Annotated in this window: 25 protein-coding genes; 16 read left to right on the forward strand and 9 right to left on the reverse strand. The window is 70.0% G+C overall.

The genetic code is table 11. From position 1 onward, the window contains the following. Nucleotides 1-156: 156 nt before the first annotated feature. The 8 genes from mnmE (at nucleotide 157) to KF910_RS03880 (ending at nucleotide 8,287) form a co-directional block, all read left to right on the forward strand. Nucleotides 157-1,464 carry a tRNA uridine-5-carboxymethylaminomethyl(34) synthesis GTPase MnmE gene (gene mnmE / locus KF910_RS03845; RefSeq protein WP_292258884.1) on the forward strand — a complete coding sequence of 436 codons (1,308 nt, stop codon included), beginning with the start codon at nucleotides 157-159 and terminating at the stop codon, nucleotides 1,462-1,464. A gap of 61 nt (nucleotides 1,465-1,525) precedes the next feature. Continuing rightward, entirely contained in the window at nucleotides 1,526-3,382 is a 1,857-nt protein-coding gene (gene mnmG / locus KF910_RS03850; protein WP_292259439.1) for a tRNA uridine-5-carboxymethylaminomethyl(34) synthesis enzyme MnmG, read from the forward strand. Then, entirely contained in the window at nucleotides 3,382-4,014 is a 633-nt protein-coding gene (gene rsmG, locus KF910_RS03855) for a 16S rRNA (guanine(527)-N(7))-methyltransferase RsmG (protein ID WP_292258885.1), read from the forward strand. Before mnmG ends, rsmG begins: the two co-directional genes overlap by 1 nt. Nucleotides 4,015-4,024: 10 nt before the next feature. Beyond that, nucleotides 4,025-4,810, forward strand: a complete 786-nt coding sequence (locus KF910_RS03860; RefSeq protein ID WP_416354682.1) for a ParA family protein — start codon at nucleotides 4,025-4,027, stop codon at nucleotides 4,808-4,810. A 19-nt stretch (nucleotides 4,811-4,829) separates the two neighbouring features. Next, nucleotides 4,830-5,702 (forward strand): ParB/RepB/Spo0J family partition protein, encoded by an 873-nt coding sequence (locus KF910_RS03865; protein ID WP_292259441.1) that lies wholly within the window; start codon nucleotides 4,830-4,832, stop codon nucleotides 5,700-5,702. A gap of 95 nt (nucleotides 5,703-5,797) precedes the next feature. After that, entirely contained in the window at nucleotides 5,798-7,027 is a 1,230-nt protein-coding gene (locus tag KF910_RS03870; RefSeq protein ID WP_292258888.1) for an argininosuccinate synthase, read from the forward strand. Further along, the gene (locus KF910_RS03875; RefSeq protein ID WP_292258889.1) at nucleotides 7,024-7,662 is read left to right on the forward strand and encodes a LysE family translocator; all 639 of its coding nucleotides are present in this window, start codon (nucleotides 7,024-7,026) and stop codon (nucleotides 7,660-7,662) included. Before KF910_RS03870 ends, KF910_RS03875 begins: the two co-directional genes overlap by 4 nt. A gap of 82 nt (nucleotides 7,663-7,744) precedes the next feature. Continuing rightward, a complete protein-coding gene (locus KF910_RS03880; protein WP_292258890.1) occupies nucleotides 7,745-8,287 on the forward strand; it encodes a CC0125/CC1285 family lipoprotein in 543 nt (180 codons plus the stop codon). 49 nt (nucleotides 8,288-8,336) lie between these two features. Here KF910_RS03880 and KF910_RS03885 read toward each other — a convergent pair whose 3' ends face one another. Continuing rightward, nucleotides 8,337-9,077, reverse strand: coding sequence for a DUF6065 family protein (locus KF910_RS03885; RefSeq protein WP_292258892.1), 741 nt, complete (start codon nucleotides 9,075-9,077; stop codon nucleotides 8,337-8,339). A 72-nt stretch (nucleotides 9,078-9,149) separates the two neighbouring features. Here KF910_RS03885 and KF910_RS03890 point away from each other — a divergent pair, with 72 nt between their 5' ends. The 4 genes from KF910_RS03890 (at nucleotide 9,150) to KF910_RS03905 (ending at nucleotide 11,524) form a co-directional block, all read left to right on the forward strand. Beyond that, entirely contained in the window at nucleotides 9,150-9,695 is a 546-nt protein-coding gene (locus tag KF910_RS03890; RefSeq protein WP_416354679.1) for a prolyl-tRNA synthetase associated domain-containing protein, read from the forward strand. Nucleotides 9,696-9,757: 62 nt separating this feature from the next. Then, nucleotides 9,758-10,654, forward strand: a complete 897-nt coding sequence (gene trxA / locus KF910_RS03895; protein ID WP_292258894.1) for a thioredoxin — start codon at nucleotides 9,758-9,760, stop codon at nucleotides 10,652-10,654. Nucleotides 10,655-10,667: 13 nt separating this feature from the next. Further along, a complete protein-coding gene (locus KF910_RS03900; RefSeq protein ID WP_292258896.1) occupies nucleotides 10,668-11,318 on the forward strand; it encodes an LON peptidase substrate-binding domain-containing protein in 651 nt (216 codons plus the stop codon). A gap of 11 nt (nucleotides 11,319-11,329) precedes the next feature. After that, on the forward strand, nucleotides 11,330-11,524 hold the full coding sequence (locus tag KF910_RS03905) for a Trm112 family protein (protein ID WP_292258898.1): 195 nt from the start codon (nucleotides 11,330-11,332) through the stop codon (nucleotides 11,522-11,524). Nucleotides 11,525-11,543: 19 nt separating this feature from the next. Here KF910_RS03905 and ahcY read toward each other — a convergent pair whose 3' ends face one another. After that, nucleotides 11,544-12,935, reverse strand: a complete 1,392-nt coding sequence (gene ahcY, locus KF910_RS03910; RefSeq protein WP_292258899.1) for an adenosylhomocysteinase — start codon at nucleotides 12,933-12,935, stop codon at nucleotides 11,544-11,546. 158 nt (nucleotides 12,936-13,093) lie between these two features. Here ahcY and KF910_RS03915 point away from each other — a divergent pair, with 158 nt between their 5' ends. After that, nucleotides 13,094-14,011: an aspartyl protease family protein gene (locus tag KF910_RS03915; RefSeq protein ID WP_292258901.1), complete on the forward strand. Its 918-nt coding sequence runs from the start codon at nucleotides 13,094-13,096 to the stop codon at nucleotides 14,009-14,011. Nucleotides 14,012-14,052: 41 nt separating this feature from the next. Further along, nucleotides 14,053-14,433, forward strand: a complete 381-nt coding sequence (locus KF910_RS03920; RefSeq protein WP_292258903.1) for a Tat pathway signal protein — start codon at nucleotides 14,053-14,055, stop codon at nucleotides 14,431-14,433. 21 nt (nucleotides 14,434-14,454) lie between these two features. Here KF910_RS03920 and KF910_RS03925 read toward each other — a convergent pair whose 3' ends face one another. From KF910_RS03925 to KF910_RS03940, 4 genes are read right to left on the reverse strand one after another with little or no spacing between them, the layout of a single operon-like run. After that, nucleotides 14,455-15,162, reverse strand: coding sequence for a lysophospholipid acyltransferase family protein (locus KF910_RS03925; protein WP_292258905.1), 708 nt, complete (start codon nucleotides 15,160-15,162; stop codon nucleotides 14,455-14,457). Next, nucleotides 15,159-15,809, reverse strand: a complete 651-nt coding sequence (locus tag KF910_RS03930; RefSeq protein WP_292258907.1) for a YdcF family protein — start codon at nucleotides 15,807-15,809, stop codon at nucleotides 15,159-15,161. Before KF910_RS03930 ends, KF910_RS03925 begins: the two co-directional genes overlap by 4 nt. Then, nucleotides 15,806-16,699 carry a cell division protein FtsX gene (locus tag KF910_RS03935; protein WP_292258909.1) on the reverse strand — a complete coding sequence of 298 codons (894 nt, stop codon included), beginning with the start codon at nucleotides 16,697-16,699 and terminating at the stop codon, nucleotides 15,806-15,808. The genes KF910_RS03930 and KF910_RS03935 overlap by 4 nt, the downstream gene beginning before the upstream one ends. Further along, entirely contained in the window at nucleotides 16,699-17,397 is a 699-nt protein-coding gene (locus KF910_RS03940; protein WP_292258911.1) for a cell division ATP-binding protein FtsE, read from the reverse strand. Before KF910_RS03940 ends, KF910_RS03935 begins: the two co-directional genes overlap by 1 nt. Before the next feature lie 74 nt (nucleotides 17,398-17,471). Between KF910_RS03940 and KF910_RS03945 the strand changes: the two genes are divergently transcribed. Beyond that, a complete protein-coding gene (locus tag KF910_RS03945) occupies nucleotides 17,472-18,398 on the forward strand; it encodes an MJ0042-type zinc finger domain-containing protein (protein WP_292258913.1) in 927 nt (308 codons plus the stop codon). Next, nucleotides 18,391-18,918 (forward strand): phosphoribosyltransferase, encoded by a 528-nt coding sequence (locus tag KF910_RS03950; RefSeq protein ID WP_292258915.1) that lies wholly within the window; start codon nucleotides 18,391-18,393, stop codon nucleotides 18,916-18,918. Before KF910_RS03945 ends, KF910_RS03950 begins: the two co-directional genes overlap by 8 nt. On the opposite strand, the gene KF910_RS03955 is transcribed toward KF910_RS03950, so the two are convergent. The 3 genes from KF910_RS03955 to KF910_RS03965 form a co-directional block, all read right to left on the reverse strand. Beyond that, complete coding sequence (locus KF910_RS03955) at nucleotides 18,915-19,478, reverse strand: Smr/MutS family protein (RefSeq protein WP_292258917.1); 564 nt, start codon at nucleotides 19,476-19,478, stop codon at nucleotides 18,915-18,917. The genes KF910_RS03950 and KF910_RS03955 overlap by 4 nt on opposite strands. Then, on the reverse strand, nucleotides 19,478-19,726 hold the full coding sequence (locus KF910_RS03960) for a helix-turn-helix domain-containing protein (RefSeq protein WP_292258919.1): 249 nt from the start codon (nucleotides 19,724-19,726) through the stop codon (nucleotides 19,478-19,480). Before KF910_RS03960 ends, KF910_RS03955 begins: the two co-directional genes overlap by 1 nt. A 98-nt stretch (nucleotides 19,727-19,824) precedes the next feature. After that, nucleotides 19,825-20,412: a DUF2975 domain-containing protein gene (locus tag KF910_RS03965; protein ID WP_292258921.1), complete on the reverse strand. Its 588-nt coding sequence runs from the start codon at nucleotides 20,410-20,412 to the stop codon at nucleotides 19,825-19,827. Nucleotides 20,413-20,742 lie beyond the last annotated feature (330 nt).

Genomic DNA, 20,742 nt, shown 5'->3' on the forward strand with positions numbered 1-20,742 from the left:
GGGGCGGGGGGGGGGGGGGGCCCCCCCCCCCCCCCGCGGGGGGGGGGGGGGGCCGGGGGGGGGGGGGGGGGGGCCAGCCCCGGACACCGACGCTCGGGTCAGGCCCCCTCCACCATCCTGTGGATGGTCCCCCTCCCCCGATGGGGGAGGATCGTCATGAGCGACACCATTTTCGCCCTGGCCACGCCCCCTGGCCGGGGGGCGATCGCGGTCATACGCATCTCGGGGCCGGACACGGAAAGGACGCTGGCGGCCCTGGGCGTCGGCCGGCTCAAGCCGCGCCTGGCCATGCTGCGCGACCTCGCACATGGCGGCGATCACATCGATCAGGGGCTGGTCCTGTGGTTCCCCGCCCCGGCCTCCTATACGGGCGAGGACTGCGCCGAGCTGCAACTGCACGGCGGACGGGCTGTTGTCGAGGCGGCCAGTCGTGCGCTTCTGGACCTGGGCCTGCGGCCGGCCGATCCGGGCGAGTTCACTCAGCGCGCGTTCCAGAACGGCCGCATGGACCTGGCCCAGGCCGAGGCGGTGGCCGATCTGATCGACGCCGAGACACTAGGCCAGGCACGCCAGGCTCTGGGCCAGCTGGGCGGCGCCCTGTCGGATGTCTATGCCGGGTTCCGCGCCGATCTGCTCCGCGCCCTGGCCCTGGTCGAGGCCGAGATAGATTTTCCCGATGAAGAGACGCCCGACAATCTGGCCCGCTCGGCCGGACCGGTGCTGGACGGGCTGATCGCGCGACTGGAGGCGGCGCTGTCCGACGCCCGGCGGGGCGAGCGGGTGCGGGACGGCTATCGCATCGTCCTGATCGGCGAGACCAACGCGGGCAAGTCGTCCCTGTTCAACGCCCTGGCGGCGCGCGAGGCCGCCATCGTCACACCCATCGCGGGGACCACCCGCGATGTGCTGGACGCCGAACTGGTCATCGGCGGATACGCGGTGACCTTGTCCGACACCGCCGGCCTGCGCGACAGCGACGATCCGGTCGAGGCCGAGGGGGTGCGCCGCGCACGGGCGCGGGCTCAGGATGCGGACCTGCGCCTGTGGGTGCGGGCGCCGGGCGATGCGCCGGGCGTGGCCGCCGATTATGCGCAGCCCGACGATCTGGTGGTTTTGACCAAAGCCGATCTGGGTGCGGGGCCCGAGGTCGCGGGACATGAGACGCTGAGCCTCAGCACCACGACGGGACAGGGCCTTGACCGTCTGCACGACTGGATCGCCGCGCGCCTGGCCCGAGACCTGTCCGGCGCCGACTTCCCGGCCGTGACCCAGGAACGCCACCGACGGCGGCTGGACGAGGCCCTAGTCGCCGTCCGCGCGGCCCGCGCCCAACTGGACCGTGCGCCGGAGATGGCAGGCGACGATCTGCGCCGCGCCAATGAGGCCCTGGCCCGGGTGACGGGCGAGATCGGGGTCGAGGAGATTCTGGGCGAGGTCTTCGCCAGCTTCTGTATCGGCAAGTGATGTTTCACGTGAAACAGCGGCTCAGGTGGTGTTTGAGCGCCATTTCGCCTATGTGCGCGCCATGAGTTCTTTCGACGTCATCGTCATCGGCGGCGGACACGCGGGCTGTGAGGCCGCGGCGGCCTCGGCGCGCCTGGGCGCCCGCACGGCCCTGCTGACACAGAAGCTGTCGACCATCGGCGAGATGAGCTGCAACCCCGCCATCGGCGGCCTGGGCAAGGGCCATCTGGTGCGCGAGATCGACGCCCTGGACGGCGTCATGGGGCGTCTGGCCGACCGGGCGGGCATCCAGTTCCGCCTGCTGAATCGGTCAAAGGGCGCCGCCGTGCGCGGCCCGCGCAGCCAGATCGACCGGAAACTGTATCGCGAAGCCATGCAGGCCGAGATGGCGGCCACCCCCAATCTGACCCTGGTCGAGGGCATGGCCGAGGCCTTGGTCCGCGACGGCGGCCGGATCGCGGGTGTCGAACTGGCCGACGGACGGCGCTTGGCGGCCGGGGCTGTGGTGCTGACCACCGGCACCTTCCTGAACGGCGTCATCCATCGTGGAGACGAACGCCGGGCGGCCGGTCGGGAAGGGGACGCCCCCTCCACCGGCCTGGCGGCGGACCTGTATGGAACCGGCCTGATGATGGGGCGGCTGAAGACCGGCACCCCGGCGCGGCTGGACGGGCGCACCATCGCCTGGGACCGGCTGGAAATGCAGGCGGCGGACGACCAGCCCGTGCCCTTCAGCTTCCTGACCGACCGGATCGACGTGCCCCAGATCGCCTGTGGCGTCACCCATACGACCGAGGCCACCCACCGCATCATCGCCGAGCGCCTGGGTGAAAGCGCCGTCTATGGCGGCAAGCTGTCGGGCCGGGGCCCGCGCTATTGTCCGTCGATCGAGGACAAGGTGGTGCGCTTCGCCGACAAGACCAGCCACCAGATCTTCCTGGAGCCAGAGGGGCTGGATGACCCCACTGTCTATCCGAACGGCATCTCCACCTCGGTCGGCGAGGCGACGCAGATGGAATTCCTGCGCACCATTCCGGGCCTGGAGACCGTCGAGGTGTTCCGCTTCGGCTACGCCATCGAATACGACTATGTCGATCCGCGCGAATTGACTCCCGCGCTGGAGGTCAAGCGGATGCCCGGCCTGTGGCTGGCGGGCCAGATCAATGGCACCACCGGCTATGAAGAGGCGGGCGCCCAAGGGTTGATCGCGGGGGCCAATGCCGCGCGTTTGGCGGGCGACGGCGATCCGCTGATCCTGGGACGGGACCAGGCCTATATCGGGGTGATGATCGACGACCTGGTCACACGCGGCGTGACCGAGCCTTACCGCATGTTCACCAGCCGGGCCGAATACCGGCTGACGCTGAGGGCCGACAATGCGGACCAGCGGCTGACCCCCCTGGGCGTCCAGGTCGGCCTGGTTGGGGCCGGGCGTCGCGAAGCCTGGCAGGCCAAGGCCCAGGCGCTGGCGGGAGCGGGCGCAGTGGTGCGTGAGACCCGATTCACGCCGCGCGAGGCGCAAGCGCTGGGCATCGCCGTCAACAATGACGGCCAGCGCCGTTCGATCCGCGACCTCCTGGCCTATCCGAACGTGGACCTGTCGCGGTTCGAGGCGGTTCAGCCGGTCATTGCGACCTGGAGCGCGACGGTGCGCGAGCAGGTCGAGATCGAGGCGGGATACGCCGGCTACCTGGACCGCCAGGCCGCCGACATCGCCGCCCTGTCGCGTGAAGAGGACCTGATCCTGCCCGGCGATATCGACTATGCCGCCATCGCCGGCCTGTCGCATGAGCTGCGTGAGAAGCTGATCATGATCCGCCCGCGCACCTTGGGCCAGGCCAACCGGATCGAAGGAATGACGCCGGGCGCCCTGACGGCCCTGATGGGTCATGTGAAGCGCGGGCGCGTCGCGGCCTGATGACCGAAGCCGCCTTTCTGGATGCGGCGGGGTTCCAGGCCCGCACCGGGGTTTCCGACGCCGTTCTGGCTGACCTGGAGATCTTCCGCCAAAGGCTGGAAACGGCCAATGCCCAGATGAACCTGGTCGGCCCGGCCAGCCTGCCCGACTATTGGAACCGGCATGTGCTGGACAGCGCCCAGCTGCTGGACCACGCGCCCGACGCCCTGACCTGGGCCGATCTGGGGGCGGGGGCGGGGTTCCCAGGCCTGGTCCTGTCCATACTGTTGAAGGGGCGGCCGGGCGCCCATGTCTGGCTGATCGACAGTTTGAACAAGCGCTGCAGGTTTCTTCAGTCGGTGGTTGATGAACTGGCCCTGCCGGCGACCGTGATCTGGGGCCGGGCCGAGGATCAGGATGTGACGGTCCAGATCGTCACCGCCCGCGCCGTGGCCGCCATGACCGTCCTGCTCGCTTATGCACAGCCCTATTTCGATCGCGGTGCAAAAGGCCTGTTTCTCAAGGGAGAGAAAGCCGAGTCGGAGTTGACCGAGGCGCGGAAATCCTGGCGTTTCGAGGCTGAGGTCCGGCCGTCGCTCAGCGATGCGCGGGGTCGGATCGTCAGCATCGGGAGTCTGCAACGTGTCCGCTGAATCTAGGCCCATGCGGGTGCTGGCCGTGTCGAACCAGAAGGGCGGGGTGGGCAAGACCACCACGGCCATCAATCTGGGCACCGCCCTGGCGGCCATCGGCGAACGGGTGCTGATCGTGGATATGGACCCCCAGGGCAATGCCTCGACCGGCCTGGGTGTTCCACGTGAAACACGTCGGGTGACCATCTATGATGTGGTGGTGGACGGCCGGTCCATCGCCGAGGCGGCGGTCGAGACGGCCGTACCGGGTCTGTCCATCGTGCCGGCCGACGCCGACATGTCGGGCGTCGAGATCGAACTGAGCCAGGCGGATCGGCGCTCCTATCGGCTGCGTGACGCCCTGGCGGCGACCGGCGGGGGTCAGACCGGGTATGACTATGTGCTGATCGACTGTCCGCCGTCGCTGAACCTGCTGACGCTGAACGCCATGGCGGCGGCCGATGCGGTGCTGGTGCCGCTGCAATGCGAGTTCTTCGCCCTGGAGGGCCTCAGCCAGCTGATGCGGACCATCGACATGGTGCGCCAGAGCCTGAACCCGGCGCTGGAGATCCAGGGGCTGGTCCTGACCATGTACGACCGCCGCAACGCCCTGTCGGGCCAGGTCGCAAACGATGTGCGCAGCCATTTCGGCGACAAGGTCTATGACGCCGTCATTCCCCGGAACGTGCGGGTCAGCGAGGCGCCCTCGTTCGGCAAGCCGGCCCTGATCTATGATCTGAAGTGTGCGGGCAGCCAGGCCTATCTGAGACTGGCGCGCGAAGTGGTGGCGCGAGAGCGGCTGCGCCGCGCGGCCTGAATGAAACGGAATCATGCAAGTGTCTGAACGTCAAAGAGGTCTGGGGCGCGGTCTGTCGGCCCTGCTGGGCGAGCCGGTGGCGGCCGAGAGCGGGGCTGCGGCCCCCGCGGGCGTGCAGACGGTTCCGATCGAGAGCCTGAAACCCAACCCCGATCAGCCGCGCAAGGCCTTCGCCCGCGAAGAGCTTGAGGAGCTGACCGCTTCGATCCGCGACAAGGGGGTGCTGCAACCCATCCTGGTCCGGCCCCAGCCGGGCGAGGACGGCGTCTGGCAGATCATCGCCGGCGAACGCCGCTGGCGGGCCGCCCAGGGCGCGCGCCTGACCAGCGTGCCCATCGTCGTGCGCGAGATGGACGACCGCGAGGTTCTGGAAGTCGCCATCATCGAGAACGTCCAGCGCGCCGACCTGAACCCGGTCGAGGAGGCCCAGGCCTATGGACTGCTGATGGAGCGGTTCGGCCGCACCCAGGACGCCCTGGCCGGGGTGGTGGGCAAGAGCCGCAGCCATGTGGCCAACACCCTGCGGCTGCTGCAACTGCCTGAAGATGTGCTGGAACATGTGTCGCAAGGCCGGCTGTCGGCCGGTCACGCCCGCGCCCTGATCACCGCCCGCGATCCGTCGGCCCTGGCCGAGGCGGTGCTGAAGGACGGGCTGAATGTGCGTCAGGCCGAGGCCCTGGCCCGGCGTTCGGCCGAAGGTCCGAAAACCGCCAAAACCAAGGCGCGCCGGCCCGAAGGCGGCGCCGACATCGCCGCCCTGGAACAGGACCTGTCCGACGCCCTGGGCCTGCGGGTCGCCCTGACCGACCGGGGCGGCAAGGGCGAGCTGACCATCGTCTATTCCAGCCTGGAGCAGCTGGACGACCTGTGCCGGCGGCTGATGCGGAGCTGAGGCGGGCTTCGCCCCATTCCGGCCCTTGCATAAGGGGGCGTCTGGCCCTTTAAGCGCGCGGAACGCCTCCCCGCGTTCGATCAAGGAGCCCGACCGTGTCGAAACCCGCCCCGAAGAAAGTCGTCCTCGCCTATTCCGGCGGGCTGGACACCTCGATCATCCTGAAATGGCTCCAGACCGAATACGGCGCGGAGGTCATCACCTTCACCGCCGACCTGGGCCAGGGCGAGGAACTGGCGCCGGCCAAGGAGAAGGCGCTGAAGCTGGGCATCAAGCCCGAAAACATCTTCATCGACGACCTGCGCGAGGAATTCGTGCGGGACTATGTCTTCCCGATGTTCCGGGCCAATGCGGTCTATGAGGGCCAGTATCTGCTGGGCACCTCGATCGCCCGGCCCCTGATCGCCAAGCGCCAGATCGAGATCGCGCGCCAGATGGGCGCCGACGCCGTCTGTCACGGCGCCACGGGCAAGGGCAACGACCAGGTGCGGTTCGAGCTGGGCTATTACGCCCTGGAGCCGGACATCCGCGTCATCGCCCCGTGGAGGGAGTGGGAATTCCGGTCTCGTGAAGCCTTGCTGGACTTCGCCGAAAAGCACCAGATCCCGATATCCAAGGACAAGCGCGGCGAGGCGCCGTTCAGCGTCGACGCCAACCTTCTGCACTCCTCGTCGGAAGGCAAGGTGCTGGAGGACCCGGCGGTCGAGGCGCCCGAATTCGTGCATCAGCGGACCATCAGCCCCGAGGACGCCCCCGACAAGGCCGCGGTTATCGAGATCGGCTTCGAGAAGGGCGATCCGGTCTCCATCGACGGCAAACGCCTGTCACCCGCGACCCTGCTGACCGAGCTGAACCGGCTGGGTCATGACAACGGGATCGGCCGGCTGGACCTGGTGGAGAACCGTTTCGTCGGCATGAAGTCGCGCGGGGTCTATGAGACGCCGGGCGGGACCATCCTGCTGGCCGCCCGCCGGGGGATGGAGTCCATCACCCTGGACGGTGGGGCCATGCATCTGAAGGACGAGTTGGCCGTCCGCTACGCCCACCTGATCTACAACGGCTTCTGGTTCGCGCCCGAACGCGAGATGCTGCAGGCGGCCATCGACCATAGCCAGCAACGGGTCAACGGGAGCGTTCGGGTCAAGCTGTACAAGGGCAATGCGACGGTGATCGGCCGCGAAAGCCCCGACAGCCTGTACGACCAGGACCTGGTGACCTTCGAGGAGGGCGTCCAGGCCTATGACCACCGCGACGCCGAGGGCTTCATCAAGCTGAACGCCCTGCGCCTGCGGGTTCTGGCGCGGCGCGACGAACGCGGGCGTTGAACGCGCCGGTCGACCCCCACCTCTATCTGGCCTTCCTCGGCGTCATGGCGGTGATGGCAGTGACGCCGGGGCCGGCCAATCTGTTCGCCGTGGCGACGGGGGCCGGGCGCGGCCGGGCGGCGGCCCTGACGGCCGTGGTCGGGATGAACGCCGCCACCCTGGTCTGGTTCGGGGCGGCGGCCCTGGGCCTTGGCGCCCTGGTCGCGGCCTTACCACAGGTTTTCTGGCTGATCGCGGTCGTCGGGGCTCTCTACGTCGCCTGGCTGGGCCTGTCGGCCATCCTGCGGGCGTTGCAACCGGAGACCGGGGCGGCCGAGCCGGTTCTGCCGTCCGCGCCACGTCGGCGCGGCGCCCTTCTGGACGGGTTCGCCGTGCAGATCGCCAATCCCAAGGCGGTCCTGTTCTTCACCGCCGTCCTGCCGCCCTTCGTGGACGGGGCGCGGCCGCTGGGCCCGCAACTGATCCTGTTCGCCCTGGCCGTGGCGCTGATGGACGGCCTGGCCATGAGCGCCTATGGCCTGGGCGGGGCCGCCCTGTCTGCGGCCCTGGCGCGGCCTGGGTTCCGGCGCGGATTCGGCCTGGCGTCGGGCGCCCTGCTGCTTCTGGCCGCAGCCTTGATTGCATCGAGATTATAGGGGCTTATTCTTCGTGGAACCGTGTCTTTCAGGCGCCGTTCAGGTCACGATCACTAAACCGGCCCCATCACAGGAGGCACGTATGAAACGCTTCGTCCGCCCCGCCCTGGCGCTGGCCGTGGCCGCCACGGCCCTGACCGCCTGCGCCACCGCCACCCCCTATCAACCCGCCGGAATGGGCAGCCGCTACGGCTATGCCGAACAGCGGCTGGACGCCGGCCGCTACCTGGTCACCTTCGCCGGCAACTCGGTCACCTCGCGCGAGCAGGTGGAGATGTCCCTGCTGCTGCGCGCCGCCGAACTGACGGTGCAGAACGGCCAGGACTGGTTCGCCACGGTCAATCGCGCGACCGAGCGCGACACCCGATACAGCGTCACCCCCAGCCCCTTCTCGGCCCGCTACGGCCCATACTGGAGCCCCTACTGGCGCTTCTATCGCGGCGGATACTGGAGCCGCTGGGACCCGTTCTGGGACCGCGACATGGATATCCATCGCATCGACCGCTACGAGGCCTCGGCCGAGGTGGTGATGGGCCGCGGGCCCAAGCCCGCCGGCGACCGCAACGCCTTCGACGCGCGCGAGGTGATCGAGAACCTGGGCGGACGCGTGCCGCGCGGCATGTGACCCGACTGCGTCAGCTCCGGGCTGCGGCCCCGGGGCTGGCGGCCTATGCTCATCCGACGCGGGGCGACTTCAGCCGGCGCTTGTTGACGTGGGTGTCCGGCGCGGCGCCCATGTCCTCGGGCAGTTCGCCCTTGAAATAGAATCGTTGCCAGGCTTCCTTGGCCGCGTCGGGATCGCCGCCGGCCAGCCGCTTGTTGAAATCGGTGCGCTGGCGGTTCCAGGCCTCGAACTGGCCGTGCATGACGGGGTTCGACTCCAGCGATCGGATAACCGGCTGGAATCCCTCGACCTTGCGATGCTCGATCGGGGTGATGAAACAGAAGGGTTCCCCCTTGTCGAAACGAATCCGTCCCGGCCGGGTGAAGAGCCAGTTCATGGTGAAGGGGAAGGGCAGCCAGTCCGTCTCCGTCAGCCCGACCAGGGGCTGGATGCCGTCCTTCATGTGATTGGGCGATCCCGCGGCCAGGAGGCCCCAGCCCGGCGGGGTGCGGAACAGATACTGGGGATGCATGGTCAGCACCCCGCGCGAGAAGTGCGAGACCACGAAAGCCTTAAGGTCCGGAACCGGCCGGTCGGGGGTGATGACGATGTCGTCCTGGCTGGGCCCGCCGTTCCATTCGGCCTGGAAACCGTAGGGGCACAGGATCTCCCAGCCCGTGGTGTTGGCCATGCTCAGCGGCAGGCAGCGATAGGGGTGCCGGCTGGCGAAGGCGTCCATCCAGTTGCGCGACTGCCGGCCGGGAACCAAGTCCGGCGGCTGGGACGTCATCGGATAGCATTCCAGTTCCAACGGGGCGCTCCGGGCGGTATCGACTTGGGAACATCCTCCCTATCCCCGCCGCCTCGCCTGCGTCAAAGCCCGATGACCGACACGCCCCCGCCCGAAGCCGAACCCGAACCGACACCCGCCTATGACCGCGACCGCCTGCTGGCCTGGATGGCCGAGCGGGGGATCGCCCATGCCACCCGCGACCATCCGGCCGTCTTCCGCGTCGAGGAGGGGCTCGACCTGAAGGCCGCCATGCCCGGCGCCCACACCAAGAACCTGTTCCTGAAGGACAAGAAGGGCCGGCTGTGGCTGATCTCGGCGCGTCAGGACACGGTCATCGACCTGAAGCGGGCGCCCCCGGTTATCGGCTCGGACCGGCTGTCGTTCGGCAATGAGGCCCTGATGTGGGCGGTGCTGGGGGTGCGGCCGGGATCAGTCACGGCCCTGGGCCTGATCAACGACCTGGATCGGCGCGTGACCTTCGTCCTGGACCGCCGCCTTTGGGAGGCGGAGATCGTCAACTTCCACCCCCTGGTGAACACCGCGACCACCGCCCTGGACCAGGCCGCCTTCCGCCAGGTTATGGCCGCCCTGGATCGCGAGCCCCTGGTGGTGGACTTCGAGGCCATGAGCGCTTGAGTTGCGGCGGGGGCGGGACCATCTGTCGCCTGCCGCGTTGATCCCATCCGACAGGAGACCCCATGACCTTCGCCGATCCGACCAGCCCGCCCGCCGACCTGATCAAGGAGGGTTCGGACGCCGGCTTCATGGCCGATGTGATGGAGGCGTCCAAGACCCAGCCGGTCATCGTCGATTTCTGGGCCACCTGGTGCGGCCCCTGCCGCCAACTGACGCCCATGCTGGAGAAGGCCGTGCGCGCGGCGCAAGGGGCGGTCAAGCTGGTCAAGATCGATGTCGACAAGAACCCGGCCTATGCGGGCCAGCTGCGGGTCCAGTCGATCCCGACCGTCTATGCCTTCGTCGACGGCCAGCCGGTTGATGGCTTCCAGGGCGCGGTGCCGGAAAGCCAGATCAAGGCCTTCATCGACAAGCTGACCGGCGGCGCCGGTGTCAATTCGGATGTCGAGCAACTGTTGAGCCTGGGCGAGGAATCCCTGGGGCTGGGCGATTTCGGCGGGGCGGCCCAGGCCTTCGCCCATGTGCTGTCGATCGAGCCCGAGAACGAGCAGGCGATCGCCGGCATGGCGCGCGTCTATCTGGCGGGCGGCGACGCGGACCAGGCGCGCCAGACCATCGCCATGGCCCCGGCCGACTCCAAGGAGCCGGCGGTGGTCAGCCTGCGGGCCCAGCTGGCCCTGGCGGCCTCGGCCCCCGCGGGCGAGACGGCTGCCCTGGAAGCGCGGCTGCAGGCGGACCCCAATGATCACCAGGCCCGGTTCGACCTGGCCCAGGCCCAGGCGGCGGCGGGCGACCTGAAGGGGGCGGCGGACAGTCTTCTGGCCATCGTCGCCGCAGACCGGGAATGGAGCGACCAGGCCGCGCGCAAGCAACTGTTGACGGTGTTCGAGGCCGCCGGCGGCGCCAGCGACATCGCCCGCGACGGCCGGCGACGCCTGTCTTCGATCCTCTTTTCCTGAGGAGCCCGCGCGTTTGGCCCAGGGTTATGTGAAACCGTCGGACCTGCCCCAGGTGATCCCGGTCTTCCCCCTGGCCGGGGTGCTGGTGCTGCCGCGCGGCCAGCTGCCCCTGAACATCTTCGAGCCGCGCTATCTGAACATGGTCGACGACGCCATGGCCGGAGACCGGATCATCGGCATGATCCAGCCATCGGGCGGCCTTCCCGCCCAGCCCGGCCTGGCCAGGGTGGGCTGCGCCGGACGCATCACCAGTTTCGCCGAGACCTCGGACGGCCGCTATCTGATCACATTGACGGGCGTCAGCCGGTTCGCGGTCGAGGCGGAACTGCCCGGACAGGCGCCCTATCGCCAGGTGCGGGCCCGCTATGAGGCGTTCGAGACCGACCTGACGGCGCCCGACCTGGACGCCGGGTTCGATCGGGAACCCCTGCTGGGGGCCCTGCGGCCCTATCTGGAATCGCGCGGCCTGGACATCGACTGGGAGACGGCCGAGGGGGCGCCGATGGAGGCCCTGGTCAACAGCCTGTCCATGGCCCTGCCGTTCGAGCCGCCCGAGAAACAGGCGCTTCTGGAGGCCCCGGCCGTGCCCGATCGCGCCGAGGTGCTGACAGCCCTGCTGCGGATCGACGCCGCCGGGGATGACGAGGACGCGCCCCTGCAATAGAGGGAAGACCCATGAGCGACGCCTTCAACACCCCCGCCACGGTCGATCCGCGCCTGCTGGAGACCCTGGTCTGCCCGGTCACGCGCGGACCCCTGACCTGGGACCGCCAGACCAACGAACTGGTGTCCAAGGGCGCCCGCCTGGCCTATCCGATCCGCGACGGCGTGCCGATCATGCTGCCGGAAGAGGCGCGGCCGCTGGACTGACCGCGCCTACGTCGCCCGGTCAGTAGCGGTAGTGGTCGGGCTTGAACGGCCCGGCCTGGGGCACGCCGATATAGGCGGCCTGGTCCGATTTCAGTTCGGTCAGTTTCGCGCCCAGCTTGGCCAGGTGCAGGAAGGCGACCTTCTCGTCCAGGTGTTTGGGCAGGGTGTAGACCTGCCGCTCATAGGCCCTGGCGTTGGTCCACAGTTCGATCTGGGCCAGGGTCTGGTTGGTGAAGGACGCGCTCATCACGAACGACGGGTGGCCCGTGGCGTTGCCCAGGTTCACCAGACGGCCTTCGGACAGCAGGATGATCTTCTTGCCGTCCGGGAATTCGATGTGGTGGACCTGGGGCTTGATCTCGTCCCACTTGAAATTCTTCAGCCCGGCGACCTGAATTTCGCTGTCGAAGTGGCCGATGTTGCAGACGATGGCGTTGTTCTTCATCGCCCGCATGTGGTCGACGCGGATCACATCCTTGTTGCCGGTGGCGGTGACGAAGATGTCGGCCTTGTCCGCCACGTCTTCCAGCACCTGGACCTCATAGCCTTCCATCGCCGCCTGGAGGGCGCAGATGGGGTCGATCTCGGTCACGATCACCCGGGCGCCGCCCTGGCGCAGGGATGCGGCCGAACCCTTGCCCACGTCGCCATAGCCGCAGACCACGGCCACCTTGCCCGACAGCATGACGTCGGTGCCGCGACGGATGGCGTCGACCAGCGATTCCCGGCAGCCGTACAGATTGTCGAACTTGGACTTGGTCACGCTGTCGTTGACGTTGATGGCGGGGAAGGGCAGCTCGCCCCGCTCGGCCATCTGGTACAGGCGGTGGACGCCGGTGGTCGTCTCTTCCGACACGCCGCCGATGGCGTCGCGGATGGCGGAATAGAAGCCAGGCTTTTCGGCTAGATACCGCTTCATGACCTTGAAGAGGGCTTCCTCTTCCTCGTTCTGCGGGTCGTCCAGGACGCTGGCGTCCTTTTCGGCCTTGGGCCCCAGCACGCACAGCAGGGTGGCGTCGCCGCCGTCGTCCAGGATCAGGTTCGGATAGCCGCCATCCGCCCATTCAAAGATCTTGTGGGCGTAGTCCCAGTATTCCTCCAGGGTCTCGCCCTTGACGGCGAAGACCGGGGTTCCCGCGGCGGCGATGGCGGCCGCGGCGTGGTCCTGGGTCGAGAAGATGTTGCACGAGGCCCAGCGCACCTCGGCCCCCAGGGCTTCCAGCGTCTGGATCAGCACCGCCGTCTGGATGGTCATGTGCAGGGAACCGGCGATGCGGGCGCCCTTCAGCGGCTGGGACGGGCCGTATTCGGCGCGCACGGCCATCAGGCCCGGCATCTCGGTCTCGGCGATGGCGATTTCCTTCTTGCCGAAGTCGGCCAGGGCGATGTCGCGCACGATATAGTCGGTCATGGGTTCGGCTCCTCGGCCGCAATCGGTTCGGTCGGGCGCCCCTATAGCCGTCCGTCGCCGGCCGTTCAATGAACATATAAGGATATCCTTATATCCCCTCGGACGAGTCCGCTTGCCAACCGCCGCCATCGAAGGCTCAATCCCCCCGCATGGTGAGATTGGACAGAGTTTCGCGCCGGACCCTGATCGGCGGCGCGGCGGCCCTGGCGGGGGCGGCGAGCGGATCGGGCGCGTGGGCGCAGGACTCCTTCAGCTCTCAGGGGGTGAGCGCGGGGCGGGCGACCGTTCCGGTGCGGATCGACGGCCACGGGCCGTTCCAGTTCCTGGTCGACACGGCGGCCAACGCCTCGGTCCTGGCCGCGGACCTGGCCCAGCGGCTGGGGCTGGAGTCGATGGGACTGATCGGCATCCATACACTGGTGGGACGCGAGGTCGTGCCCACGGTGCGCGCCGCCACCGTGCACAGCGGCGCCCTGGAGGCCGCGAACGTCCGCATGGCCATCGGACAGCGCGCCGCGATCGGGGGGCTGGACGGGCTTCTGGGGTGCGATCTGCTGGCGGAAAGCCGGATCGTGCTCAGCTTCGCCGGAAGCCAGCGGATTCGCATCGGCCGTTCCGCCCCGCCGGCCCGCAGCTTCACCCACGGCCTGGGCGAGACCGGTCAGATGGTGGCGCCTGGCGAGCGGCGGTTCGGCAACCTGCTGGCCATAACGGCGCGGGCCGGATCGACCCCGACCACGGCCATTATCGATTCCGGCGCCGAGGGCACCCTGTTGAACACCGCCGCGGCGCGCGCCGCCCGTTGCCTGCCGATCCAGCTGGCCAACGGTTCGACGCGGGTTCAGATCCATAGCCCGACCGGAGAGGTCACCTCGGCCCAGCCCATGCTGTTGCGGGAGCTGGGATTCGCCGGGATCGACGTGACCAACCTGCCGGTCGCGGTGGGCGACTTCCACACCTTCGGCCTGTGGGGGCTGCAGGATCAGCCCGCCATGCTGATCGGCCTGGACATCCTGAGGCTGTTCAAACGGGTCTATATCGACCTGAAGCGCAGCGAATTCAGCGTCTTTCTATAGGACGTAACGGGCTCTTAAGTCGATGGAGCCATACTGGCGGCATGGATCGCCGCAGTCTCATCGGCCTGTCGAAACCCGCCGCGCGCAAGACCTCGGGCGGGGGCGGCTCGGCCTCGGCCAACAGCTATGTCCGCTTTCCGACCGTGACGGCCACCATCATTCGGCCGACCGGCCAGCGCGGCGTCTTTTCGGTGGAGACGGGGGTGGATGTCGCCGACGCCGCCCTTCGCGCCCGCGCCGAACAGTCGGGGCCGCGCCTGCGCGCCGCCTATGCCGAGGTGTGCCAGCAGACCGCTCGGGTCCTGCTGCCCGGCGCCCCGCCGGACATCGACGCCCTGGCGCGCCAGCTTCAGGCGGCGACCGACCGCGTCCTGGGGCGGGCGGGGGCGCGGCTGCTGCTGGGCACGGTGATGATCGCCTGAAACGGCCCGCGCCTCGCGGGCTCAGGCCTTCAGCAGGGCGGTCGAGGCGGCCTCCAGCCGGCTTTCCAGCTGATCCATGAACTCGGCCCGTTTCAGCCCGGCGGGAATGGGCGGCAGGAACTGGAACACCACCACCCCCGGCCGGCGCATGAAGCCGTGGGCGGGCCAGTGCTGGCCGGAATTGGTCGCCAGGGGCCAGCAGGGGCTGTCCAGGTCGCGATACAGGGCCGCGATGCCCGGCTTGTAGTCCGGCCGCGCGCCCGGGGCGGTGCGGGTGCCCTCGGGGAAGATCAGGATCTGGCGGCCCTCGGCGTGACGATCGCGGGCCTGTCGCACCATGGACTTCAGCGCCTTGGAGTGGGCCGAGCGGTCCACGGCGATCATCCGCGTCTTCCAGGCGAACCAGCCGAAGAAGGGCAGGGGCATCAGCTCCTTCTTCAGAACGAAACAGGGGTCGTCCAGCATGGCGAAGGGGGCGACGACGTCCAGCATGCCCTGGTGCTTGCCGGCGATCAGGGCCGGGCCCGACGGTCGATGCTCCAGGCCGCGCACCTCGACCCGCACTCCGGCGATCCAGCGCAGGCCGAACAGGACGAACCGGGCCCACAGCTTGATGACCCCCATGGCCGGCCGGTGCGGCATCAGCAGGGCCGGCGACAGGCCCACCGCGAACAGGGGCATCGACAGATAGAGCCACAGGGTGAAGATCAGGGAGCGGATCACGGTCACGATGCGGCGCGGACCCCCGCCTTGCCGGCCGCCGCCTCGATGGCCGGCTGGGCGTCGATCGACCCGCCGGTCAGGCGGCGCACCCCCTCGCGTCCCAGGACGGCGAGATATTTCATGTATTCCAGCGTCATCCGCCGGGCGGTGACGGCGGCCCGCCACCAGCGGCTATTGTCCAGGGCGGGGGTGGAGACGGCATAGGGCGTCAGGGTCACCCCCGGCGCGGCCGAGCGGATCTCGATCAGGCTGCGCGGCATATGATAGTCGGAAGTCACGACGATCAGGCTGTCATAGCCCTTGGCGCGGGCCCAGGCGGCGATCTCATGGGCGTTGCCGTTGGTGGTCTCGGCCTCGAACCCCAGATCGACGCAACAGTTGAACAGCCGGGCCGAACCGGGGACCAGGGCGCGCAGTTCCTGGCGCCGCACCTCGCGGTTGACGCCCGAGATCAGCAGCCGGCGGCCCTTGCCCTGTTCCAGCAGGCGCATGGCGGCGTTGACCCGCTCGGCCGAGGGGCCGGTCAGGGCCACGATGGCGTCGGCCCGCGCCGGTTCGTCGGCGGGCGTGAAGCCGCGCACCCGTTCGGCGAAGACGAACAGGCCGACCAGCCACATCAGGGCCAGGATGCCGATCAGGGCGAGGAATTTCATCCGTCCTTCCTATCGCCGGGCCCACGGCGGGCCAAGTCGCCGATGACCGCGACTCGCGCGGCCGCAAGCGCCACCGTAGCGGCGATCAGCGGCAGGGGCGAGAGCAGGATCAGGTCGCGCCAGGCGACCGGCAGGGCGGGGGTCAGTCCCTCATCGCCCCCCAGCAGCCGCAGACCGGCGACCAGGACCGCCGCCGTCCCCGCACCCACGGCGCCCGAGGCGGCGGCCAGAAGGCCGTAGCGGCGCATGAACAGGCCGGCGATGGCTCCGTCGGAGGCGCCGTTCAGGCTCAGGGTCTCGACCACCGCCCGGTTGGCGGCCAGGCCCGCGCGGGTAGCATAGATCACGGCCGCCCCGGCCGCCCCGGCGACCAGCAGGAAGGCCGCCGCCGCCAGGGCGGTGATCAGGGCGGCCGCGCGCTTCACCTCGCCGCGCCACTGGGTGTGGTCGTCAACCGTTGCATCCAGCCCCGCCTGGGCCAGGGCGCGGGCCAGGGTCGGGGCGCTGGCCGGGGCGTCGGACTGGAGCCGGACGGTCACCAGCATGGGGATGGTCAGGTCCGGCAGGATGGCCTCGCCGAGCCAGGGCCGCAGCAGGGCCTCGGCGGCCTTGCGGTCCAGGGCCTCGGCCTCGGCCACCCCGTCCAGGCCCGACAGGACCTCCGCCGCGCGGGCGGCGGCGGTGGGGCCGGTCTCGCCCGCCCGCGGCCGGACCAGGACCGTGACCTCGGCCCGCAGCCGTCCGGCCCAGCCGTGGGCCGCCCGGTCGGCCGCCGATCCTCCGACCGCCGCCAGGGCGGCCAGGAAACACAGGGCGGCGATGACCGCCGCCAGCCAGGGCTCGCCCGCCGCGTCTCGGGGCAGAAGGCCATCGCGCCGACGCCCCGCCATCACGCCGCCTCCAGCCGGCCGCCGGCCAGGCGCAGGACCGTCGCGCCCGAACGGGCCGCCAGGGCCTCGTCGTGGCTGGCGATCAGCAGGGTCACCCCCTGGCGGTTCAGGGCCTGGAACAGGCGCAGCAGGCGTTCGGCCATGGCGCGGTCGACGCTGCCGGTCGGCTCGTCGGCGACGATCAGCTCGGGCCGGTTCAGCACCGCGCGGGCGATGGCCAGACGCTGTTTCTCGCCCCCGGACAGGGCGGTCGGCCGGGCGTCCATCCGTCGGTCCAGCCCGACCCAGCGCAGCATCTCCTCGACATCGGCCGCATGGTTGGCGGGCCGCCCGCCGGCCAGGCGCAACGGCAGGGCGGCGTTGTCGAAGACGCTGAGATGATCCAGCAGGCGGAAATCCTGGAACACCGCCCCGATGCGGCGGCGAAAGGCGGGCAGCGCGCGGCGCGGCGCGGTCGTCGCATCCTGGCCGAACAGGGTGATTCGCCCCTGGCTGGGCCGCTCGGCCAGGGTCAGGAGTTTCAGCAGGGTCGACTTTCCCGCGCCGGACGGGCCGGTAAGGAAGTGGAAAGAGCCGCGCGGCAAAGTGAGGTTAACGTCCCGGAGCACGCCCGGAGCCTCCGCATAGCCGAATCCCACGCCGTCCAGTCGGGCGGTCACGGACGAGGCGGCGGGCGCGGCGCGGCGGGGTTCGGGCATCTGGGGTTCGGTTAGGTCAGCGGGGCCATGCGCGCCGCACGGGAGGGGGCGGCTTCGCCTCGCAGTCAGACGCCATGATACTGACCTGCCCCGCCTGCGCCACCAGCTATTTCACCCCCGACGAGGCGATCGGCCCCATGGGCCGCAAGGTTCGCTGCCAGGCCTGCGGCGAGGTCTGGAAGGCCGTTTCCGAAGAACCTCTGGAACTGGGCCGGTCCGGGGAGCCGGGCTTCACGCCCCGGCCGGACCCCGCGCCTCCCCCGGTCGCCGCAACCGAATCGTCCGAAACCCTGGCCGAGACACCGGCGCCGGAACTGCCCCGCGCCTTCCGCGCCCGGGCCGAGCAGCAGCGCCGCCTGCGCCGCGCCGCCACCCACGGCGCCGCCTGGGCCGGATTGGCGGGCATCTTCGTCGCCATCCTGGGAACCGCCTGGATCTTCCGCGTCGATGTGGTCGACCTGTATCCGCGCGCGGCCAGCGTCTACGCCGCCGTCGGCGCGCGGGTGAATCCGACCGGGCTGGAGTTCGAGGCGGTGGGCGCGCGCGCCATGACCGACGATCCGTCCCTGGTCCTGGTCTCGGGCGCCCTGCGGAACGTGCGTGACCGCGAGATCGTCGCCCCCCCGGTCCGGGTCGCCCTGCTGGACGCCCATGGGGTCGAACTGGGCCACCGGGTCGTGGCGATAGAGGCCGCCCCGGTCCTGCCCGGCCGGGTCCAGGGCTTCGCCGTCCGGATACCCGATCCCGGCGGCAAGGCGACGGGGGTGGGGGTCGATTTCGTCCTGGTCCCGCCCCAGGCCGCCGCCGACCGGCGCCCCCAGGGCGAGGCCCGGGCCCCTTCGCCGGCCTCCGCCGCGGCGCCGCGCGCCCTGCCGGCCGCCGCCGTGGGGCTGAGGCCGGCGATGAGCGACGCCGGTTCCGGCCTGATCGAGGCGCCGCTGGAGGCCATGCCGCTCGACAGCGCCCCGGTGGAAGCGGTATCGCCCGCACATCATGGCTGATCCCACCCCCGCCGTCCTCCTGCCCGAGGCCGAGATCCAGCGCATCGTCGCCGATCTGGCCGCGCGCATCGCCCCGGTCATCGACGACGAGACGGTGGCGGCGGTGCTGCTGACCGGCGGCCTGTGGTTCGCGGCCGACCTGACCCGCGCCCTGTCGCGCGTCGGCCGCCATGTTCGGTTCGACGCCCTGTGGCTGGCCTCCTATGGCGACGAACAGAAGAGCCGGGGCGAGATCGAGGTCCGCGCCGGCTTCCAGCGGCCGATCGAAGGCCGCACCGTCCTGATCGTCGACGATGTGTTCGACACCGGCCTGTCCCTGGCTGAGGCGGTGCGGATCGCGCGCGACCAGGGCGCGGCCCGGGTCCTGACCGTGGTCTTCGCCCGCAAGCCCTGGCCCCTGCCCCGCGCGCCCGAGCCGGACTTCGTCGGCTGGGAGGCGCCGAACCGCTTCCTGGTCGGCTATGGCTTGGACCACGCCGGCGGCCTGCGCGGCCTGCCGGACATCTGCGCCCTGGATTAGGTTTTCCGCTTCAGCGTCACATAGACGGCGCCGGCGCCGCCGTGCCGCCGGTGCGCCGAGGCGAAACCGGCCACCACCCCGCGCAGGGCTGGGGCGTGCAGCCAGTCCTCGAAGGAGGCGCGGATCACCCCGCCGCCCCGCCGGCCCTGGCCGGTGATGACCAGGACGGCGCGCAGGCCCCGCGCATGGCACGACAGCAGGAAGGCGCGCAGGACGTCCTCGGCCTCGAACCGGCCATAGCCGTGCAGGTCCAGCCGCGCCTCTATCGGATCACGCTCGCGCGACAGGCGGCGCTGACGGCGCGGTTCCAGAAGGTCCGGCGCCCGGACAGGGGCGCGGACGGGCGCCGGGCGGGTGATGGCGGGGGGCGCAACGACAGGGGCCGGTCGACCCTTGGTCTGGCTCTTGGGCGCGGCTTTCGGGGCGGGGGCGTCCGGATCCTGGGCCGTCGCCTCGGCCAGGGGCGCGCGGCGTCGCCGGGACGGGGTGACGGTTCCGGACACCCGGGCCCACAGCCGGCGGTCGTCGTCGCTCAGGGGCGGGGGCCCGCGCCGGGCCATCAGGCGTCCGGGGCGCCGGCCTCGTCCTCGGCCGGATCGGCCGGTCCGGGCGCATGGACCAGCAGGTCGCCCGGCTGGCAGTCAAGTTCCCGGCACAGGGCGTCCAGGGTCGAGAAACGGATGGCCCGCGCCTTGCCGGTCTTGAGGATCGACAGATTGGCCACGGTGACCCCGACTCGGTCGGCCAGCTCCGTCAGCGACATGCGGCGCTGGACAAGCATGCGGTCGAGCTGGACGCGAATGGCCATGACGGGTCTCTACTCCGGGCGCTGTCGATCGGAAAGGCGCGATCCGGCCGCGTCGCGGGGCGAACGGGCAGGACGGACAGCGCCGATCCGGCGGGTGCTCATATGGTCAGCTCCGCTTCGCGCCGCAGACGGGCGCCCTCGCGGAACACCTCGGCCAGGACCAGGACGATCAGGACGGAAAAGCCGGGGGTCAGCAGGTCGCCCAGCCCCTGGGTCTCCATGACCCCGGGGGCCAGGCGCGAGGCGACCAGGCCCTGGGCGACCCAGACCCCGCCGGTGACGACAGTCAGGATCAGGCCGATCTGGCGCAGGCGGCGCACGTTTCCGGGCTGGAACGGGTCGCCGAGGATCAGGGTGCGGAAGATCATCCGCAGATTGCGCACGATCAGCATGAAGCCCCCGAAATAGGCGGCGAATGCGCCCACGGCGAACAGCAGCAGGGCGCGCGTCAGGGGCAGGGCCCGGCCGCCGCCGGAATTGTCCGAGACAGTGACGTTGAAATTATCGATGGGAATGAAGATCGAGGCGACCAGGAACAGGATCAGCACGCCGGTGATCACGGCCAGGACCCAGAAGGCCACGTCCAGGGCGATCTTCAGAAAACTGGACACCGAACCCGGTCCGAGCGTGCGGATCCCGGGGATGCGAAGGGCCATGCCGAGCGGCGTCAGTTTCGGCAGGCGCATGGAGGTCAGCCTCTTTCGGGGTCGGACGATCACCGCGCGGGGCCGTGGGGCCCGCACGCGGTGTCATTCTTCGCGGTCTTCACCCATGAGGTCAAAAGGCTTTCTTTCTGGGGCCGCGCGTATCGGCCCTGCAGGATCATTTTCCTTCGTCGCGGTCGTTGGCCCGATGGGACCCGCCGCCCCGAGGCGACGAATGATCAGAAGGCCTGGACCAGGATGGCGACCATGGCGGTCGGCAGGGCGGCCAGAAGGATGGTGTTGACGAAGGCGTGGCCGACCTTGTCCATCAGTTGCGAGGCGTTCATCGTATACATCGTGTTTCTCCGTCGA

The sequence above is a fragment of the Brevundimonas sp. genome, assembly GCF_019636155.1.
Lineage (GTDB): Bacteria > Pseudomonadota > Alphaproteobacteria > Caulobacterales > Caulobacteraceae > Brevundimonas.

What these genes read in the sequence shown, in the direction of transcription:
- mnmG (WP_292259439.1), top strand. Translation starts at nt 1,526, where the DNA reads ATGAGTTCTTTCGACGTCATCGTCATCGGCGGCGGACACGCGGGCTGT.
- KF910_RS03920 (WP_292258903.1), top strand. Translation starts at nt 14,053, where the DNA reads ATGGATCGCCGCAGTCTCATCGGCCTGTCGAAACCCGCCGCGCGCAAG.
- KF910_RS03935 (WP_292258909.1), bottom strand. Translation starts at nt 16,699, where the DNA reads ATGGCGGGGCGTCGGCGCGATGGCCTTCTGCCCCGAGACGCGGCGGGC.
- KF910_RS03880 (WP_292258890.1), top strand. Translation starts at nt 7,745, where the DNA reads ATGAAACGCTTCGTCCGCCCCGCCCTGGCGCTGGCCGTGGCCGCCACG.
- KF910_RS03950 (WP_292258915.1), top strand. Translation starts at nt 18,391, where the DNA reads ATGGCTGATCCCACCCCCGCCGTCCTCCTGCCCGAGGCCGAGATCCAG.
- ahcY (WP_292258899.1), bottom strand. Translation starts at nt 12,935, where the DNA reads ATGACCGACTATATCGTGCGCGACATCGCCCTGGCCGACTTCGGCAAG.
- KF910_RS03965 (WP_292258921.1), bottom strand. Translation starts at nt 20,412, where the DNA reads ATGCGCCTGCCGAAACTGACGCCGCTCGGCATGGCCCTTCGCATCCCC.
- trxA (WP_292258894.1), top strand. Translation starts at nt 9,758, where the DNA reads ATGACCTTCGCCGATCCGACCAGCCCGCCCGCCGACCTGATCAAGGAG.
- KF910_RS03960 (WP_292258919.1), bottom strand. Translation starts at nt 19,726, where the DNA reads ATGGCCATTCGCGTCCAGCTCGACCGCATGCTTGTCCAGCGCCGCATG.
- KF910_RS03905 (WP_292258898.1), top strand. Translation starts at nt 11,330, where the DNA reads ATGAGCGACGCCTTCAACACCCCCGCCACGGTCGATCCGCGCCTGCTG.
- KF910_RS03860 (WP_416354682.1), top strand. Translation starts at nt 4,025, where the DNA reads ATGCGGGTGCTGGCCGTGTCGAACCAGAAGGGCGGGGTGGGCAAGACC.
- mnmE (WP_292258884.1), top strand. Translation starts at nt 157, where the DNA reads ATGAGCGACACCATTTTCGCCCTGGCCACGCCCCCTGGCCGGGGGGCG.
- KF910_RS03955 (WP_292258917.1), bottom strand. Translation starts at nt 19,478, where the DNA reads ATGGCCCGGCGCGGGCCCCCGCCCCTGAGCGACGACGACCGCCGGCTG.
- rsmG (WP_292258885.1), top strand. Translation starts at nt 3,382, where the DNA reads ATGACCGAAGCCGCCTTTCTGGATGCGGCGGGGTTCCAGGCCCGCACC.
- KF910_RS03945 (WP_292258913.1), top strand. Translation starts at nt 17,472, where the DNA reads ATGATACTGACCTGCCCCGCCTGCGCCACCAGCTATTTCACCCCCGAC.
- KF910_RS03890 (WP_416354679.1), top strand. Translation starts at nt 9,150, where the DNA reads ATGACCGACACGCCCCCGCCCGAAGCCGAACCCGAACCGACACCCGCC.
- KF910_RS03930 (WP_292258907.1), bottom strand. Translation starts at nt 15,809, where the DNA reads ATGAAATTCCTCGCCCTGATCGGCATCCTGGCCCTGATGTGGCTGGTC.
- KF910_RS03940 (WP_292258911.1), bottom strand. Translation starts at nt 17,397, where the DNA reads ATGCCCGAACCCCGCCGCGCCGCGCCCGCCGCCTCGTCCGTGACCGCC.